General features: G+C 71.1%; 16 protein-coding genes. 11 read left to right on the plus strand and 5 right to left on the minus strand.

The window, feature by feature from the left end; all coding sequences use genetic code 11:
- The first annotated feature begins 16 nt into the window (after positions 1 to 16).
- From ABT025_RS10765 to ABT025_RS10785, 5 genes are all read left to right on the plus strand, one after another.
- The gene (locus tag ABT025_RS10765; RefSeq protein WP_350992200.1) at positions 17 to 2,287 is read left to right on the plus strand and encodes an AAA family ATPase; all 2,271 of its coding nucleotides are present in this window, start codon (positions 17 to 19) and stop codon (positions 2,285 to 2,287) included.
- Positions 2,284 to 4,614, plus strand: a complete 2,331-nt coding sequence (locus ABT025_RS10770; RefSeq protein WP_350992202.1) for a WD40 repeat domain-containing protein — start codon at positions 2,284 to 2,286, stop codon at positions 4,612 to 4,614. Before ABT025_RS10765 ends, ABT025_RS10770 begins: the two co-directional genes overlap by 4 nt.
- A gap of 315 nt (positions 4,615 to 4,929) precedes the next feature.
- Positions 4,930 to 5,616 (plus strand): RES domain-containing protein, encoded by a 687-nt coding sequence (locus ABT025_RS10775; protein ID WP_350992204.1) that lies wholly within the window; start codon positions 4,930 to 4,932, stop codon positions 5,614 to 5,616.
- A gap of 504 nt (positions 5,617 to 6,120) precedes the next feature.
- The gene (locus ABT025_RS10780) at positions 6,121 to 6,504 is read left to right on the plus strand and encodes an XRE family transcriptional regulator (RefSeq protein ID WP_350992206.1); all 384 of its coding nucleotides are present in this window, start codon (positions 6,121 to 6,123) and stop codon (positions 6,502 to 6,504) included.
- A 1,362-nt stretch (positions 6,505 to 7,866) separates the two neighbouring features.
- Positions 7,867 to 8,580 (plus strand): RICIN domain-containing protein, encoded by a 714-nt coding sequence (locus ABT025_RS10785; RefSeq protein WP_350992208.1) that lies wholly within the window; start codon positions 7,867 to 7,869, stop codon positions 8,578 to 8,580.
- Positions 8,581 to 8,791: 211 nt separating this feature from the next.
- Here ABT025_RS10785 and ABT025_RS10790 read toward each other — a convergent pair whose 3' ends face one another.
- From ABT025_RS10790 to ABT025_RS10805, 4 genes are all read right to left on the minus strand, one after another.
- A complete protein-coding gene (locus ABT025_RS10790) occupies positions 8,792 to 9,028 on the minus strand; it encodes a hypothetical protein (RefSeq protein WP_350992210.1) in 237 nt (78 codons plus the stop codon).
- Positions 9,029 to 9,115: 87 nt separating this feature from the next.
- Positions 9,116 to 10,021, minus strand: a complete 906-nt coding sequence (locus ABT025_RS10795; RefSeq protein WP_350992212.1) for an SDR family oxidoreductase — start codon at positions 10,019 to 10,021, stop codon at positions 9,116 to 9,118.
- Positions 10,018 to 10,971 carry an alpha/beta fold hydrolase gene (locus ABT025_RS10800; protein WP_350992214.1) on the minus strand — a complete coding sequence of 318 codons (954 nt, stop codon included), beginning with the start codon at positions 10,969 to 10,971 and terminating at the stop codon, positions 10,018 to 10,020. The genes ABT025_RS10795 and ABT025_RS10800 overlap by 4 nt, the downstream gene beginning before the upstream one ends.
- Positions 10,968 to 12,488 carry a flavin-containing monooxygenase gene (locus ABT025_RS10805; RefSeq protein WP_350992216.1) on the minus strand — a complete coding sequence of 507 codons (1,521 nt, stop codon included), beginning with the start codon at positions 12,486 to 12,488 and terminating at the stop codon, positions 10,968 to 10,970. The genes ABT025_RS10800 and ABT025_RS10805 overlap by 4 nt, the downstream gene beginning before the upstream one ends.
- Positions 12,489 to 12,684: 196 nt before the next feature.
- On the opposite strand from ABT025_RS10805, the gene ABT025_RS10810 reads away from it, so the two are divergent.
- The 6 genes from ABT025_RS10810 (at position 12,685) to ABT025_RS10835 (ending at position 16,869) form a co-directional block, all read left to right on the plus strand.
- Positions 12,685 to 13,323: a MerR family transcriptional regulator gene (locus ABT025_RS10810; protein WP_350992349.1), complete on the plus strand. Its 639-nt coding sequence runs from the start codon at positions 12,685 to 12,687 to the stop codon at positions 13,321 to 13,323.
- Positions 13,324 to 13,508: 185 nt separating this feature from the next.
- Positions 13,509 to 13,880, plus strand: a complete 372-nt coding sequence (locus tag ABT025_RS10815) for a hypothetical protein (RefSeq protein WP_350992218.1) — start codon at positions 13,509 to 13,511, stop codon at positions 13,878 to 13,880.
- Complete coding sequence (locus ABT025_RS10820; RefSeq protein WP_350992220.1) at positions 13,877 to 14,848, plus strand: FAD:protein FMN transferase; 972 nt, start codon at positions 13,877 to 13,879, stop codon at positions 14,846 to 14,848. The genes ABT025_RS10815 and ABT025_RS10820 overlap by 4 nt, the downstream gene beginning before the upstream one ends.
- Positions 14,845 to 15,444 carry a ferric reductase-like transmembrane domain-containing protein gene (locus ABT025_RS10825; RefSeq protein ID WP_350992223.1) on the plus strand — a complete coding sequence of 200 codons (600 nt, stop codon included), beginning with the start codon at positions 14,845 to 14,847 and terminating at the stop codon, positions 15,442 to 15,444. Before ABT025_RS10820 ends, ABT025_RS10825 begins: the two co-directional genes overlap by 4 nt.
- Positions 15,441 to 16,652, plus strand: a complete 1,212-nt coding sequence (locus tag ABT025_RS10830) for an NADH-ubiquinone oxidoreductase-F iron-sulfur binding region domain-containing protein (protein ID WP_350992225.1) — start codon at positions 15,441 to 15,443, stop codon at positions 16,650 to 16,652. The genes ABT025_RS10825 and ABT025_RS10830 overlap by 4 nt, the downstream gene beginning before the upstream one ends.
- 1 nt (position 16,653) lies before the next feature.
- The gene (locus ABT025_RS10835; protein WP_350992227.1) at positions 16,654 to 16,869 is read left to right on the plus strand and encodes a ferredoxin; all 216 of its coding nucleotides are present in this window, start codon (positions 16,654 to 16,656) and stop codon (positions 16,867 to 16,869) included.
- 10 nt (positions 16,870 to 16,879) lie between these two features.
- Here ABT025_RS10835 and ABT025_RS10840 read toward each other — a convergent pair whose 3' ends face one another.
- On the minus strand, positions 16,880 to 17,698 hold the full coding sequence (locus ABT025_RS10840; RefSeq protein WP_350992229.1) for an exodeoxyribonuclease III: 819 nt from the start codon (positions 17,696 to 17,698) through the stop codon (positions 16,880 to 16,882).
- Positions 17,699 to 17,757: the final 59 nt, after the last annotated feature.

A 17,757-nucleotide genomic window follows, 5' to 3' on the forward strand; every position in this document is an offset into this window, starting at 1 on the left:
CTGAAACACTAAAGAGATGCAGAACAGGACGGGGGAGTTCACGCAAACGCAGGACACCGAGGCGGATTCCGGATCACAGCGGACTCTGCTGACCCTGGCGGTGCGTGACTACGGCGACGGGAACGACAGCTTCACGGAGGGGATCGACGAGCAGCTGGAGGTCGTCGCGGAGTGGTGGTCCGGCCAGGGGGCCGGGGCCGATTCCTCCTTCCGCCAGATCCCTCCCCCCGATCTGGAGAAGCGTGAGGACGTCGAGGACTTCCTGCGTGACCACGAGGTGCGGGAGATGGAGGGTCAGGCGCTCGTCATGTTCATCACCGGACATGGTGTCTCCAGCGCGCGGACCCACTTCCTCAAGCTGCCCGGCTCCGTCAAAGGACGGCATCTCAACACCTCGGTACGCACCACGGAACTCATCACCGCCGCTCTCGACTCGCACGTCCGCAACGTCCTTGTGATCGTCAACACCTGTTACGCGGGCAAGATCCGCAGCGAGCTCGACGACGTACTGGAGGACATCCGCGCGGAGCGTCGCACCCAGTGCAGTCTCGATGTCCTGGTGACATGCGGGCACGACAGGCCTGTTCAGGTGCGGCGGTTCCCCACGCTGCTGCGCGGCGCACTTCAGCGGCTGCGCACCACCGCGGGCATCACCACCCCGTACCTCACGGTCGCCGAACTCATGGCCGAGTTCGAACGCGGGCTGGGCACCGAGGAGGCGATCAGGAAGCACCGTCTGCACCGGGTGGTCGACGGCAGCGGCATCCTCACCCCGACGCCCTGCATCCCCAACCCGGGCTACCGCTACGGCCACGATCCGGTCGGAGGGGGGCTGCGGCAGGCCGGCACTCCGGCCGCCGACTACTGGCTCGACCGGGCCACCGGACGTACCCAGGACAGCGATCCGGGCTGGTACTTCCGCGGGCGTGACGACATCAACCGCAGTGTCACCGAGTTCCTGAGCCCCGCGCGTGCACGGGGGGTCCTGCTGATCACCGGGACCGCCGGCAGCGGCAAGTCCGCCGTACTGGCCCGAGCGGTGGTGCTGAGCAATCCGTCGTTCCAGGACGAACCCGTCTTCAAGACCGCGGTGGATCTGGCCGCGGAAGGCACCGTGCCCGCTCCCGGTTCCATCACCGGGGCGATTCTGGCGCGGCACCGGGGCCCGGCAGACCTGGCCCGGGACATCCTGCGGGCTCTGGGGGTCGAACCCGGACGGCCGGCATCGACCGAGGATGCCGTGGTCACCTGCACGCAGCAGATCATCGAGACCCTCCGTGGCCGCAGCGAGCCGGTCACCCTGGTCATCGACGGTCTCGACGAGGCGGCCGAGCTCCCCCGCGTCATCGACGACGTCCTCGCCCCGCTCAGCGAGTTCTGTTCCCCGCAGCTCGGACAGGTACCCGCCCCCCGGCAGGACGGCGACCCTCCTCCCCCCTTCATGCCTGCCGGCCTGCGCCTGCTCATCGGCGTGCGCTCCAGCCTGCCGCTCAGCCACTCCCCTGTGGAGCTGCCCGACGCGGAGCAGGGACTCAGCGAGGCCCTGCAGGCCGCGTTTCCCACCGCCGAGGAGCAACGGACCGACGGCAAGGGGAGCGTGAAGGACATCGAGCAGTATCTGCACGCACTCATCTGCGAGGGCGGGCATCGCGATACGGCCGAAGAGGCGGCAGCCATGGTGGCACCCGAGGTGTGGCCGTCCTTCATCTCGGCCCGTCTCGCCGGGGAGCAGCTGCGTTCCACCGAGGACCCCGCGGCGGTTGCGCGGCAGGCGGAGTGGCTGGCGATGCTTCAGGGGGGAATGACGGGGCTCCTCAGACGCGACCTCGTGCTCGTGGCGGGGGACGGCCTGCCGTCCGACGTGGCGCTGGCCCTTCTGCGGGCATCCGCCTTCGCCGCGGGGGCGGGAATCCCCTGGTCGAACATCTGGCCGCGGATGGGGCGGGTGTTCCTTGGCCGCCAGTTACCGGACTGGGACGACATGATCGGAAAGCTGCTGAAGAGCCGCCTGAACGGCTATCTCGCGCACGATCACGAGGATGACCGGCGGGTCTACCGGCCGGCACATGAAGCGGTGGCCGAGGTGCTCTGCGACCTCGACGCGGACCTGCTCGACGCCGCCGAGGACGGGCCCGACACCGCCGGAGACCCCCCGGCCCACCTCGCCCCGGGTACCCCAGGTGCGGACCCGCTGGGCGCCGCCGAAGAACCGGGTACCCCGGGCGCCCCCGGTGCGGACCCGCTCGACGCCGCCGAAGACCCCCTCGCCCCGGGCGCGGCCGAATGAACCGGCGGCCGGGCGGCGACCGGCATGCCGAGATCCACCGCCGGCTGGCCGAGGCCCTCGCCGAGCTGGTGCCCGACGATCCCGGCATCCCGCCGCACCCTTATCTCCGACGTCATCTGGCGCAACATGCCGCTCAGGGACGTGTGCTGGACGACGCGCACGTGCCCCCCTCCCTGCTGCCGTGGGAATCCAGCTCGGGTCTCGGCCGGCTGCTGGCGGGCGGGAACAACTCGTCGGACCGTCAGCAATGGCTGCAGGCCTGGGCGAAGCTGGAGCCCTTCTCCCGGGGGCTCACTCCGCTGTCGCGGCTGACCAGCCTGCACCTGGCCCACCACGCGGCCACGGCACGCCACCAGCCGCTGTCCGCTCCGGCCCCCGGGGACGCGGTGCTCGCCGGGTCCCCGGTGACCCCGCTCTGGAGTGACTGCGCGAGTCCGGACAACGTGTGGGCCGTGACCGAGGCCGCCGTCACCTCCCTGGCCACGGTGCAGGCGGGGCGGCGCGCGCGGGCCCAGCCCCTGCTGGTCACGGGGGACGACCACGGTGTCGTCCGCATCCTGCGGCCCGACGGTTCCGCCGCCGCGCCACCGATCGCCGTACACGACGGCGCCATCGAGCACCTGGTCACGCTGCACGAGGGCCTCCTCGCCACCGGCGCCACCGACGGCACCGTCTCGGTCCTGGACGCGCTGCGCGGCCGCACCATCGGGCCGGTGCTCCGGCGGCCCGGCACCTGGGTCAGCTCGCTCACGCTCTACCGGCCGCGGGACCGGGCCCAGGTGCTGCTCGCCGCGTGGAGCGACGGCTACCTCGCCGCGTTCAACACCGCGGCCTTCCAACAGATCGACATACCGCTGCCCCGGCTCGAACGAGCAGCGGCCATGGTGCGCGGTACGACCCGGCCCGACGGGTCCGGACTTCTGCTCTACGCCCAGCACGACACCGTCAGCAGCTTCGACGGGCGCACAGCCGTCATGCGATCCCGTCATCCGGCGGCCGTACGCGCCCTGGTCGCCCTGACCCCGGCCGGGCACTACGCCGTGGGCGACGGCCACGGCACCCTGTCCGTCCACGACGTGACCGTTCCGGGACGGGCCAGCGTCAGCAGCACCGTCGCGACGTCCGAGGGCGCCGTGACAGCGCTGGCGCTGGTCGAGGCCGAGGACCGGCAGGTGCTTGCCAGTGCCGGGGCGGACGGCACCGTGTGTCTGTGGCGGACCGAACCGCTGGAGCCCCTGGAGCCGCTGGCGCCCCTCGGCGAGTCGATTCAGGCGCACTCCGCCCCGGTCACCGCGCTCTCGGCGTTCACCGAACGGCCGGGCGCCCGCCTCATCACGGCCGGAGCCGATCGCACCGTCCGGAACTGGCCCCTGGACGATGCCACGTTCCAGCACGGCCGAGCTGCCTGGACCCCGGTCACCGCCAGTGCGCTGTCCCCCGGGCCACCCCATCGCCTCGCGGTCACCGAGGGGAGCAGCACCCTGGCGTGGGACATCGGCACCGGCGAGAAACACCCCGTCATCGACGACGAGCAGGTCACTGCGCTCGCCTGGGTGAGGCGGCGTGACCACGTGCTGCTGGCAGCCGCTCGCAGCGACAACAGCATCGCCCTGTTCGATGCCTCCGCCGCCGGGGACTCGGCACCGGTGGCAACGCTGCACGGCCACTACTCCCCCGCCCTCGCGCTCGTGGCCGTCGAGGGCCCTGGGCCGTCCTCCCGGCTGGCGAGCGCGAGCGCCGACGGATCCGTACGCCTGTGGGACCTCGACACCTCTCAGCCCGTCGCGATTCGCAGGGACCACAAGTTCAGCGTGCGGTGTTTGGCCACCGGGAGCACGGGAGCCGGTTCCCTTCTCGCGTCCGGCGGCAGCGACGGCAACCTCCGGATCTGGGAAACGGCGGATCTCACCCAGTACGGCCGCACGATCCGGTGCGGCCAGAACATCGTCAACGATGTGGCCTTCGCTCCCGGGCGTGTTGCGGCAGGCCTGCGACTCGTCACCGCCGGGCAGAACGGCACACTCAAGTTCTGGGAGCCGGATGGCGCTGCCGAAGCCCTGCGCGAGTTCGACCCGGGTGACGGCGAGTTGAACGCGGTGACGGCCTTCCCGGTCCAGGGGCAGCGTGTCGCCTTCGCCACGGCCGGCAGCACCAGCATTCATCTGTGGGATCCGGCGGCCGGCCGGCATCTCCTGCAGATCGTCACCGGCTATCGCGTCCATGCGTTGCGCACGGCCCCCCAACAACCCGGCGAGCCCTCCACGGTCCTCCTGGCGACGGGAGAAGCCGGCACCATGATCTTCCGTATTCATCACGACCGCCTGTGAGGCCGGATGCGCCCTCTGCGCGCTCCGGCGCGACGCCTTTGCGCCCGTTCGGTGTCGGCGAGCGGGCAGCCGCGTGATACTCACCTGCGCAACAATGATCAGCCGCGTCGGCGGCCGGACGGGCCCGCTCGAACCCGCCACCGGCCCACGCCCCATGACCGCCGAAGAGCCTTGTCGAGGACCCATGACCGCTGTCTTAGTTCGCACCGCCGACCCCCTGCACCTGCCCCGGCCGCACCCCCTCCCCCGCCCCCACGCGATCGACGAACGAACGGGGAGACGAGGGACCGACCCCGCCGGTCGGGGGCAGCAGGCATGACCGTCTCCGTCCCCCCGGTCGTACTCGCCCGCGCCCCCGACCGGGGCGTATGGCGCCTGGGCAAGTCGGCCGCACCGCTGAAGTTCAACCGCGTCGAGCCCGAAACCCTCGGGGGCTCCTCGGCCGGCCGCTTCAGTCTCTTCACCTACGGCATGCTGTACTGCGCCTCCGAACCGACCGGCTGCTACGCCGAAGCTCTCGCCTACTTCCGCGTCCGCCCGGAGATGCGGAGCCTCCTCGCCGACGAGCCCCACAAGCCCGGTCACATGAGGATCGGCCACCTGGCGTCCGGCTGGCGCGACGCCCACATACTGGTCCGGCTGAAGCTCGCGGCGGAGGCCCGGTTCCTCGACGTGGACGCGGACATCACCCGCGAGGTACTCGCACGCGAGCTCCGGCACGAGTTCAGCGAATGGGGCGTCGAAGGGGAACTGACCGACGACCACATCCACGGCAAGGACCGTCGCGTCGCCCGGCAGATCGCAGCCTGGACCGTCGCCCAGCGCAACGCCGAGGGCCACCAACTGGCCCAGGGCATCGTCTACCGGTCCGGGTTCGGCGGACGCCGCTGCTGGGCGGTCCTGAGCGGTACCGACTACACCGAGGCCGAACGCCGTCCGATCCTCGCCGAGTCCGTCGAACTACAGGAAGTGGCACGCGAGTACGGACTCACCGTCTGGTGAACACGGCACGATCGACCGACTGGCCGTGCGAAATGTCCCCCGATCTGATGCCTGGGTGATTCGCACGGCACAGGACCTGTGAGCGCACACTAGCGAACACATCGGAAAACATGCAGCTCACAGGCACGACCGGCAACAAGAGGGGGGATTTACCGCCCCTCCAAGGGGGGAAATCTATGGAGTAAGTTGCGTGTAAACGGGTACCATTGACTCAACACCACAGGGGGGAATCGATGTTGATCACCAGTCACTTACCTTTGGCGAGTGCTGCGCGCATCCGCAGAGGCAGAGCGATCCGCTCGCCCCTGCACCCCGATCACCTCCTCCCGCCTGTAGTGGTGCACAGCACGGCCGCGGCAATACCACTTGCCCACCCGCCGCAAGCACCCCACAGACATGGCTGACGAGCGGCAGCGAATCGCGCCCGCGCTCGGCCTTCGCGCATTCAGCGCACCCATCCTCCGCTGACGCCTCACCGGCGAGCGACGAGGAAACGAGGAGACCATGCAAACTCAGCGAGAGACCACGGCCGAAGCCCGCGCACTCCGCGACATGACGGAGCAGTCCATCGCAGGCATCGCCCGCTTCCTGCAGGACGCCTTCAGCCAGCGCGTCGTCGCCTTCATCGCAGGCATCGAGGACCCCAAGCAGGTCGGAAAGTGGTGCAGGGAGCAGAACGCCCCTCGCTTCGACTCCGAGATGCGCCTGCGCACCGCCTACCAGATCTTCAAGTTCATCGAGAGTGCCGAGAACCTCCACACCGCTCGGGCCTGGATGATCGGGATGAATCCCCAACTCGACGACGATTCGCCGCTTGAGGCGATCGCCGGAGAACACTTCAAGGAAGTCATGACCGCGGCGCGCGCCTACCTTCAGGGCGACCTCTGACTCAGAGGTCGGGGGCAGCAGCGGTCTCCGGCGTCGCCCGCCGCTGCCCTTCCGGTCATGCCTGTTGAGTTTCTGCTGGTCAGGGGCGGGCTCCGCGTAGGCGTGGAAGCGTCGGGGCGCCGCGCTTCCTGATCGATGGGGTCGCTGATGCCGTTCGGCGCCGGGTCTGCCGGCGGCGAAGGAGTCGGCCGCGGCGGGGGAAGCCGGCGGGAGAGGCGGCCGAGCGCTGAGACGGACGCCGATCAGTCCGTCGCGAAGGGGCATACCGGCGGCCCCCGAAACAGGGAAACCCGGCGGGAATCCAGGCAGGGAACCCGGTAGTACCCGCAGTACATGCACCACGTGGCGGGGACGGACCGTTACGGGTGACCGGAGCGCTGCCCGTCGGGTCCCGGGCTCGGCTCAGTACTGCCCATCGGGTCTCGGGCTCAGTACCGTCCATCAGGCCCTGACTCCCGCCTGCGGCAACTCCCACTTCGATCGCCCTTCAGCGTCATCCCGGCATGAGAGCGACATGCCGACGCGGTTTCGCCGGTGGATGTTCACGAGTGCCCTGCGGACGGCCGGCGGACAGCCCGGCCCTCCACCGGCCTGGATATCCACGGCCCCAGGACCGGCCGGGCGATGAGGCCGCGCGGGCGAGGCCCCCTTACTGCCCCTGCTGAACAGCGCGGCAGACAAGGGCCTTTGGTCGAGCCCCGGCACAACTAACCGGGCTTCGGCGCCCGCCACCCGAACGGCCGACGTATCGGCATGACGGCCCCGATCCTCCCAACGACATCGGGCCCGGTCGAATTCCGTACGACTCATCGCGAACCCCTCCCGCCAACTCACCGTCTTCCAAGCGGCGTGTTCGCCTTTCTTCGGCAGGTCGTGCAGCGATTGGATGGGGACTGATCCACTGCGCACCTCCTCACGCGTCCCGAGGGCCTCCGTCCGCCGGGACAGCGCCATTCGAACCGCCTGCCGCATCAGGGGGAGGCATGCACCGTTGGTCGCCCTTTCGTTCCCGAGCACTCCTCAGGGCTCGACCTCATATTCAAGGAGCACAACCGAATGCCAGAGCTGCCGAAACGAAACGTCACCAGACCCGACAGCTCACGGCCGGCCAGGCCCGTTCGTAGCAACGATGCGTCGAGTCTGGATTCGGCCCGTGCCGCACTCGCTCGCGCCATCGCGGCGCAGCGCGCCGAGAACGCCGAGAGCGAGCCGGGCCGGAGCGCACAGGCGCAGGGCGTCGCGGAGCCCGGTCTCCCGCAGTCCTCCGCAGCGTCGGAGCCGACTCATGAGATATCACCGACCGCTTCCCCCCGTCGCTGGGCGTTCCTGCGACGGAGGTGGGTCCTGGCTACGGCCGCCGGCGTGGCAGTCGCTGCTGTCGTCACGGGCGCGGCCCTTATGGCCGGCGGAGGCGCCGGCAACTCCAGCCGCCAGGCCGATGCGCTCACCGAAGGGCCCGTACGGTCCGACGGCGAGGACATGGGAGTCGGGGGCCAGTCGCTACTGCCAGGAGTTCCGACAGCGGATCCGACGGCACCCCCCTCCGTCACCCCGTCCGCCACCCCCTCTTCGTCATCGAGCAAGAGTGCCCCGGGCACGCCCGGCCGGGGCAAAAGCACCGCCTCCCTGGGGTCCGGCTCCTCGTCGGCCGCAGACGACCCCGGAACGGACAGCGTCGCGAAACCGGGCAGCGGCAACTCCAGCGGCTCAACCACGGTCAGCGGCGGCGCTCTGGCGGTCGAAGCCTCGGGCAAGTGCCTGACGGGCGCAGGCCCGGGGTCGCAACTCGTGGCGTCCGCCTGCGCGGGTTCGGTCAGCCAGTCCTGGAGTCCCGAGCCGGACGGCACTCTGCGGCAGGGCGGCCTCTGCGCGGCCGTCACCGGAACCGAGGACCGGACCCCTGTCGTCCTGGCCACCTGCGACGGGTCTTCCGTCCAACGCATCCGCCTTTCCGGTACGGCGCTGACGTCCGCGTCCACCGGCAAATGCCTGGATCTCTTCGGGGGCGCGAGCGGTACCCAGATCGTGCTCTGGGAATGCAACGGCCGTGACAACCAGCGCTGGAGCGCCGCCTGACCGTCCTGCATGACGTCCTGCATGACGTCCTGCATGACGTGATGCAGGACGTGATGCAGGACGTGATGTGTGACGCCCCGCGCGCCATCTCGCATGCCACCCCATGCCGCCCCGCAGCACGCTGCATCCGCACACGGAAAGGGGCGCGCCCCGAAAGAACCGGGCGCGCCCCTCACCATGCGACGCGAAGAACGCGTCAGCCGTACTAGCGTCAGCGGTCGAACTTCTCGCGAAGGTCGTCCGCCGCACCCTGGGCCCTGTCGCGACCCTGCTCGGACGCCTGGCGGGCCCGGTCGGACGCGTCCTGACGACGGTCCTGCCCCTGGCCCTGGCCCTGGCGCTGACCCTGGCCCTGGCGCTGGTCTTCGCCCTTGCCGCCCTTCATCTTCTTCTGACCCTGGTCGGCAAGCTCCTGCGCCTTGTCCTTGAACTGGTCGGCGATGCCCATGCTGTTCACTCCTATGTGGGGGTGCGTGGGGATGGCCCGTTGGGGCCTCGACCAGACTTACACGGCGCGACATTCAACGCATTTCGATCACTTACGCTGTGTATCCGAAGCCGTCCGCGACGCCCGTTCGTCCTGGTCAGCGGCACCGCCGGCGCCCACGAGCCCCTTCCCGACACCCTCCAGCCGGGGCCCGAACCGCTTCATCTCCCGCTGGCCGACCACACCGATCAGTGACGGCAGATATCCCCGCACGGACTGCATCCCGCGCAGCCACCACTGGGCGTACACATGCGAGGAGCGCCGCTCGATCCCGGCCACGATGCGGTCGACGGCCGGGCCGAGCGGATACGTACGGTTGGACGGCCACGGCAGCCGCTGGCGCAGCTCCCGCATGACGTCGTCCTCGTCGGCGCCGCGCACCATGTCCGTGTCGGTCCAGGAGAGGTAGCCGACGCCGACCCTCACGCCCCGGTAGCCGACCTCCGCCCGCAGGCTGTGCGCGAACGCCTCGACGCCCGACTTGGACGCGCAGTACGCGGTCATCATCGGCGCCGGGGTGATCGCGGCGAGCGACGCTATCTGGAGGAAGTAGCCGCGGCTCTCCATCAGGACCGGCAGGAACGCCCGGCCGGTGACCGCGCCGCCGATCAGGTTGACCTCGATGACCCGGCGCCAGGCCACCGGGTCGGAGTCGACGAACGGCCCGCCGGAGGCGACGCCCGCGTTGGCGACGACGATGTCGATCTTCCCGAAGCGCTCCTTGACCTCCTGCGCCACCCGAGCCATCGCCTCGTGGTCGGTGACGTCGGCGTGCCAGTGGTCGCTGTCCCCGTGCAGCCGCTCGGAGACCTTCTTCAGCTCGTCCGGTTCCAGGCCGACCAGCGCCAGCTTCGCTCCGCGCGCCGAGAGCTTGCGCGCCAGCAGCTCACCCACACCGCGTGCCGCGCCCGTGACGACGACGACCTGTCCTTCGAGACTGCGCCTGCCGCTCATGCGACCTCCTCCTTGCTCTCGGCCATGCCTTCACCATCGGTCGTACCCCGTACCGGGAGGTACGTGGCCACCAACTCGCGAATCTTCGCCGTGACGGTCTCCGGTGCCTCGACCGGCGTCATGTGTCCCATACCCGCCAGCTCGGTCAGGCCGAGACAGTCGGGCAGCGCCGCCGCGATCGCCCGGGCGTGCACGGGCGGGGTCAGCCGGTCGTCCGTACCCGCGATCACCGCGGTGGGCACCCGCAGCTCCCGTACGCCCTCGTCGAGGTCCAGGTCCGCGAGCACATGGCCCCAGGCGACCCGGGCGGCCCGCGGGCAGTCGTGCACGATCCGCGCACAGGCGTCGACCCGGTCCGGGGCCGAACCCGCGCCCATCGTCCCGTACTTGAGGATCCGCCGGGAGAGAGGTGTGACCGGTCCGAGCGGCGCCCGCGCCCCGAGGATCGCACGCGTCATCCGGGTCCGTGCGGCGCCGGCCCGTATCGGCACGACGAGCGACTCCGCGATCAGCCGGGAGCTGCCGGTGCTGCAGAGCAGGGCCGCGGCCGCGTGCTCGCGCAGCCCGGCCCGGCGCGAGGCGGACATGATCGTCATGCCGCCCATGGAGTGCCCGGCCAGGACCGCCTTCTCCCCCGGTGCGAGGGTGGCGGCGAGCACCGCTTCGAGGTCGTCGGCCAGCGCGTCGGTGCTGTACCCGTCGCGCCCCACCGACGGCGAGGTGCCGTGGCCTCGCTGGTCGTAGGCGATGACCCGGTGGTCCACGGCGAGGTCGCGTATCTGGGCGTCCCAGAAGTGGGTGTTGCAGGTCCAGCCGTGGGACAGGACCACCGCGGGGGCGCCGTCCTGTCCGTGTACCTCGACATGGATACGGGAGCCGTCGGCGGAGACGGCCATCAGTTCACGCACCGGCACCGGCCGGGGGTGCGCGCTGCGCAGCGGCCGGCTCATCCCGCCACCTCCTCGGCGACGGCCTTCTCCGCGTCCCGCTGGGCGGGCACCCGTATGACCTGGTACTCCGTGAGGTCGACGTTCCGCGTCACCTTGCGGAACTCGGCGGTGGTGCCGGGCCAGACCGTGGTGTTGCGGCCGTTGGCGTCCAGGTACCAGCTGTCGCAGCCACCGGTGTTCCAGACCGTGCGCTTCATGCGCTCCTGGACGCGGCGGTTCCAGGCCCCGACGGACGAGGGGCGCGCGTCGAGTGCGACGCGGCCGCCCAGCACGTTCAACTGGCGCATGTAGTCCGCCATGTAGTTCAGCTGGGCCTCGATCATGAGGATCATCGAGGAGTTGCCGAGCCCCGTATTGGGGCCGATGATCGTCATCCAGTTCGGGAAGCCGGCCGCGCTCGCACCGCGCAACGCCTGCATGCCGCCCTTCCAGGACTCGGCGAGCGTGATGCCGTCCGCGCCCACCACCCGTTCGGCGATCGGCATGTCGGTGACGTGGAAGCCGGTACCGAAGATGATCGCGTCGACCTCGGTCTCCGTACCGTCGGAGGCGACGACCGTCGAGCCGCGCACCTCGCTCAGCCCGGAGGCGACCACATCCACATTGGGCTGGGCGAGCGCCGGGTAGTAGGCGCTGGAGAGCAGGATGCGCTTGCAGCCGATGCGGTACGAGGGAGTCAGCTTGGCCCGCAGCGCCGGGTCCTTGATCGACCGGGCCATGTTGGACTTGGCTATCCGCTCGACCAGGCCCAGCTGATCCGGGTGCTTGGTGAAGGCACTGACCTGCAACTCCCTTATGCCCCACAGCAGTCCGCGGCGTGCGGTGCCGGTGAAGGGGAGCGTGCGGTGCAGCCAGCGTTCGGCGCCGCTGATCGCGCGGTCCATGCGCGGCATGACCCAGGGCGGGGTGCGCTGGAAGAGCGTCAGCTTGCCGGCCTTCGGCTGGATGGACGGCACGATCTGGATCGCGGAGGCCCCGGTGCCGATCATCGCGACGCGCTTGCCGGTCAGGTCGGCTTCGTGGTCCCAGCGGGCGGAGTGGAAGACCTTGCCGGGGAAGTCGGCGAGCCCCGGAATGTCGGGCGTCTTCGGGTCGGAGAGCGGACCGGTCGCGGAGACGACGACGTCGGCGACGACCGTCGCACCGTTCGCGCTCTCGATGACCCAGTTCAGCTCGTCGTTGTCCCAGCGCATCCGCGTCACCTCGTGGTTCAGCCTGAGGTGCGGGCGCAGCCCGAAGGTGTCCGCGACGTGCTCCAGATAGGCGCGGATGTGCTCCTGCCCGGAAAAGGTGCGCGGCCACTCGGGGTTGGGTGCGAACGAGAACGAGTAGAGGTGGGACGGTACGTCGCAGGCGCATCCGGGATAGCTGTTGTCACGCCAGGTGCCACCGACCGAGTCGGCCCGTTCCAGGATCACGAAATCGGTGATGCCTTCGCGGCGCAGCCGGACAGCGGCGCCAAGCCCCCCGAACCCGGATCCGATCACCGCCACTCGTACATGCTCGTGCTGGGCCATGCTGCCGCCTCCCGCGGTACGTCACACGACTCTGCCAGCAATCACTGGCATTGTTGGGAGACTAGAGCAGCTTCATACCGATGGGTAGGGGTGCGGCGAGGGAAAGTTACCGGCGGTACAACATGCACCCTCCCCTCGCGGGGGAGGCCGGTAGGGTGCGGGTGTGGAAGAAGGAAGCGCGCACCGTGAATACCGCATGGAGGAGCTGGCCAAGGAGGCAGGCATCCCCGTCCGGACCGTGCGCTTCTACCGGGAACGCGGCCTGATCTCACCGCCCCGGCGCGAGGGCCGCATCGCCTGGTACGACGACCACCACCTGGCCCGGCTGCGCACCATCGCCGGCCTCCTGGAGCGCGGCCACACCCTCACCGGAATCGCCGACCTGGCCCGCACCTTCGAGAGCGGCCGCGACGTCGCCGAGGTGCTGGGCCTGGGCGAACCGACCGAGGAGACCCCGGTCCGGCTCACACCGGAGCAACTGGCGGACTACTTCAAGGACGAGTCCACGCCGGAGAACCTGGCGACGGCCATGGAACTGGGCTACCTCGGCACGGACGGCGACGAGATCGTGCACATCAGCCGCCGCCTGCTGGAGGTGTCGGCCGAACTCGTCCGCGAAGGGGTCCCGCTCGCCGAGGTCCTCGCCTCCGGCCGCCGGGTCCGCGAGCACGCGGACGCCCTGGCCGACCTCTTCGTGGCGACCCTGCGCGCCCACAGCACGGAGGCCGAACCGCCCCAACTGCGCCCGCTGGCCCGCGCGGTGGTGGACGCCGAGCTCTCCATGGCCCTGGACCGGCGCCTGCGCCGCGACGCGGAGGCGCAGCCGCCCGCGTGACGGCCGGAGTGACGGCCGGGGTAGCGGCCGGAGTAGCGGCCGGAAGTTCTCGCAGATGATGTTGAAGTCTAAAATTAATGCGTCTCTCAGAGGCTGCCGCCCGGGCGTCGGGTCCTTCACAGACTTCTCTCACATTGCTCCCGGATCGTAGGACGCGACAGAGCGTCGTCCGGAGGGAAGCAGCCATGACAGACAGCGAGCGGGTGGCCGACGCAGCGGTCCGCAGAGGCACGCGACGTACGGCGGCCGCAGCGGCGGGGGTGACGCTGGCGGCGGCCGCCGGGATGTTCACCCTGGTCGGCACGATGTCCGCGGACGCGGACACGGCGGCGAGCGGCGGCACGGACTCATCGACAGGTTCGACGAGTTCGTCCTCACCCTCGGCTTCGCCCTCGCCTCCGTCCGCGTCGGACTCGGACCCGTCGGACGGCTCGGACCCGTCCGGCTCGGGGTACTCCTCGGACGGCTCCGGCCCGGCCCTGCAGCCACCGTCCGACAACCCCACCTCCTACGACGACGGCGGCGGCTTTCCCGACTCCACATCGGGGGCCTCATGACCGCCGCGGCCGACTGGCGCGCCCTGGGGACGAGCGTCCGCCTGGTCACCACCGACCCGGCCGCACTGGGCTCGTGCCGCCGGCTGCTCGCCCGGCATCTCGCCGAGGTCGACGCGGCGTGCAGCCGTTTCCGGCAGGACTCGGAACTGGTCGCGGTCGACAACAGCGCGGGCCGTCCGGTCGAGGTCGGCCCACTGCTCGCGGAGGCCCTGGCCGTCGCGCTGCGCGCCGCCGAGGCGACGGACGGCGCCGTCGACCCGACGGTCGGCTCGGCGATGAACGCCCTCGGCTACGACCGGGACTTCTCAAGGCTCCCGCCGGACGTCCGCACCGCCCTGCCCGCCGCGCGCCCTGTCCCGGGCTGGCGCCTCGTGACGCTGGACCGCACGGCCGGCACGGTCACCGTCCCGCCCGGCGTCCGTCTCGACCTGGGAGCCACTGCGAAGGCCTGGGCCGCGGACACGGCGGCGGCGAAGCTCGCCGAGGCGGTTGGGTGCGGAGTCCTGGTGAGCCTGGGCGGCGACACGGCTGTCGCGGGCCCGCCTCCGGGCGGCGGCTGGCGCGTCCGCGTCCAGGACGCCACGGGCCCGGTCGACGAGATGCCCGCCCGGGGTCCGTCCACCACGATCCGTATCAGGGGCGGCGGCCTCGCGACGTCCGGCACCACGGCCCGCCGTTGGCGCCGAGGGGGCGAGGAGCTCCACCACATCGTCGACCCGCGCACCGGCCTGCCCGCCCGGGGCCCGTGGCGCACGGTCTCCGTAGCCGCGGCGACCTGCGCCGACGCCAACGCCGCCGGCACCGCGGCACTGGTGAACGGCGCGGGCGCCGAGCACCGGCTGGCACGGCTGGGCCTGCCGGCGAGACTCGTGGCGAACGACGGCACGGTGGTCACGACCCCGGGCTGGCCCACACCCTCCTCCGAGCCGGGACCGGCATCCCCGGCCCCGACCGGGGCTGCGGCATGACCGACTCGTCAGTCCTCTGGTACGCCAACAGAGCCTCCGGCGCAGCCGGCCTGTTCCTGTTCACGGTCGTCGTCCTGCTGGGCATCGCCGTACGGCTGAGAGTCCGGCTCCCCGGACTCCCGAGGTTCGGGACGGTCTCTCTTCACCGCGTCCTGTCCCTCTCCGCCACAGCCTTCCTCGCCCTGCACATCACGTCCGCGGTCGTGGACGGCTACGTCGACATCACCGTGCTCGACGTCCTCGTCCCGTTCACCTCCGCCTACCAGCCCCTCTGGCTGGGCCTGGGAACGGTAGCCCTGGACCTGATGCTCGCGGTGCTGGTGACCAGCCTGCTGCGGGCGAGGATCGGGCTGCGCACGTGGCGTGCCGTCCACTGGCTGGCGTACGCCTCCTGGCCGGTCGCCGTCGTCCACGGCATCGGCATCGGCACGGACACGGGCGCGGACTGGCTGCTGTGGCTGACCATCTCCTGCGTGGCCGCCGTACTCGCCGCCTTCGGCTTCCGCGTGGCCCACGCGGTCCGCGCCTCCAGGCGTACCCCCGCCGCCCTTCTCCTTACGGCCGAACTTCGAACGACGGCGGGAACTCGCCCATGACCACGCCCACCACGGGGTTCCACCCGTCACCCCGTCTGCTGGCACCCGGGGGCGTCCCGAGCGGCCACGCCTCCCACCTGCGCCACTACGGCCCCGTGCCGTACGGCAACCCGGCGCACCTGCTGCACGTACTCGCCGAGGCAGGCCTCACGGGCCGCGGCGGCGCCGCCTTCCCCACGCACCGGAAGCTGGCCGCCGTCATCGCGTCGGCCCGCCGCACCGGTCGCGTCCCGGTCGTCGTGGGGAACGGCGCCGAGGGCGAGCCCGCCAGCCACAAGGACAGGACGCTGCTGCGACTCTCACCGCACCTCGTCCTGGACGGACTCCAGCTGGCCGCCGAAATGGTCGGCGCGGGCGAGGTGTACCTCGCCGTCGAGGCAGACACGGCCCCCCTGGAGGCCGCACTCACCGAGCGCCGCGACCCACTGCCCGTGCGCATCGTCCGGGTCCCGAAGCGCTTCCTCTCCGGCCAGTCATCGGCCCTCGCCGAGTACCTGTCCGGGCATGCCGCCCTGCCCCGCGACCAGCACCCCCCGGTCCGTGAACAGGGCGTGCGACGGGCCCCGACCCTCGTCCAGAACGTCGAGACGCTCGCACACCTCGCCCTGATCGCCCGCTACGGCGCCCCCTGGTTCCGCTCGCAGGGCACACCGGCCGAGCCGGGCAGCGCCCTGTGCACGGTGTACGCGCCCGGCCGGGAGGTACATGTCTCGGAAGCACCGTTCGGAACGCCGCTGCACCGGCTGCTGCCGCCGGCCGGCGCGGTGCTGGTCGGCGGATACCACGGCACCTGGCTCACAGCAGCCGAGGCCGCGACCCGCACCCTGACCGCTGCCGAGCTGGGAGCGGGCGTCCTCGTCGCACTGCCCGCCGACCGCTGCGGACTCGCCGAGACGGCCCGCGTGCTGCGCTACCTCGCCCTCGAATCGGCCGGGCAGTGCGGCCCCTGCCTCAACGGCCTGCCCCGTATCGCCGCCGCGTTCCGGACGCTGGCCGCACCCGGCCCGCAGGGCACCGGCCGCAGGGACGTCAGCCGCTGGGCCGGACTCGTCGAGGGCCGCGGCGCCTGCCGGCACCCCGACGGCACGGTCCGCCTGGTCCGCAGCGCACTCACCGTCTTCGGCACCGAACTCGACGCCCACGCCGCGGGTCGCTGCACGGCATCCGACCACCGCCCCCTGCTGCCCGTCCCCGAGTACCGGAGCTGACATGGAAGCCGACCTGAAACTCGCCGTCGACTGGACCACCTGCCGGGCCCACGGGCTGTGCGCGGAACTGCTCCCCGAACACATCACGCCCGACGAGTGGGGCTACCCCCTGTTCCGCCAGGGCCCGCTCCCCAGGCGGACCCTGAAACGCGCCCGGAGGGCCGCTGCCGACTGCCCGGTCCTGGCCCTCAGGATCACCGGAGGGCAAGCGAGTTAGAGGGTCCGGCCTACCGGACGTCGTAAACAGCTGTCACCGGCGCGTGATCGGACCACCGCTCCCCGTGCGTCGCGGCCCGCTCGACCCAGGCCTTCACGGCGCGCGCGGCCAGTCCCGGGGTCGCCACCTGGTAGTCGATGCGCCATCCCGCGTCGTTGTCGAAGGCGCGCCCGCGGTAGGACCACCACGAGTAGGGCCCCTCCACATCCGGGTGCAGGGCGCGCACGACGTCGACGTACGCGGCCTCGCCGAAGACCCGGGTCAGCCACTCCCGCTCCTCGGGGAGGAAGCCGGAGTTCTTCTTGTTGGCCTTCCAGTTCTTCAGGTCGGCCTCCTGGTGGGCGATGTTCCAGTCGCCGCACACCACGACCTCGCGGCCCTCGCCGGCGGCCCGCGCCTTGAGGCCGGCGAGGTAGGGCAGGAAGGCCGCCATGAAGCGTTCCTTCTCGTCCTGCTTCTCCGTGCCGACCTCGCCTGAGGGCAGGTACAGGCTCGCGACCGTGACGCCCGGCAGGTCGATCTCGACGTACCTGCCGCTCGCGTCGAACTCCTCGCTGCCCTCGTCGCCGAATCCGCCGAAGCCGATCTGTACGCGCTCCGGCGCCCGGCGGGAGTAGAGCGAGACCCCGGCCCGGCCCTTGGCGGCGGCCGGCGCGTGGACGGTGTGCCAGCCCTCGGGGTCACGCACCTCGTCGGGCAGCTGCTCCGGCTCGGCCCGCACCTCCTGGAGGCAGATCACGTCGGCGTCGGTCTGCGCCAGCCACTCGACGAAGCCCTTTTTCGCGGCGGCGCGGAGACCGTTTACATTCACGGAGGTCACAGTGAGCAAAACATGCTCCTCAGATTCAGAGGATTTCGGGGACTGCTCAGCACGCTGTCAGAGGTCAC

The sequence above is a fragment of the Streptomyces sp. NPDC002809 genome (assembly GCF_040295435.1).
GTDB lineage: Bacteria > Actinomycetota > Actinomycetes > Streptomycetales > Streptomycetaceae > Streptomyces.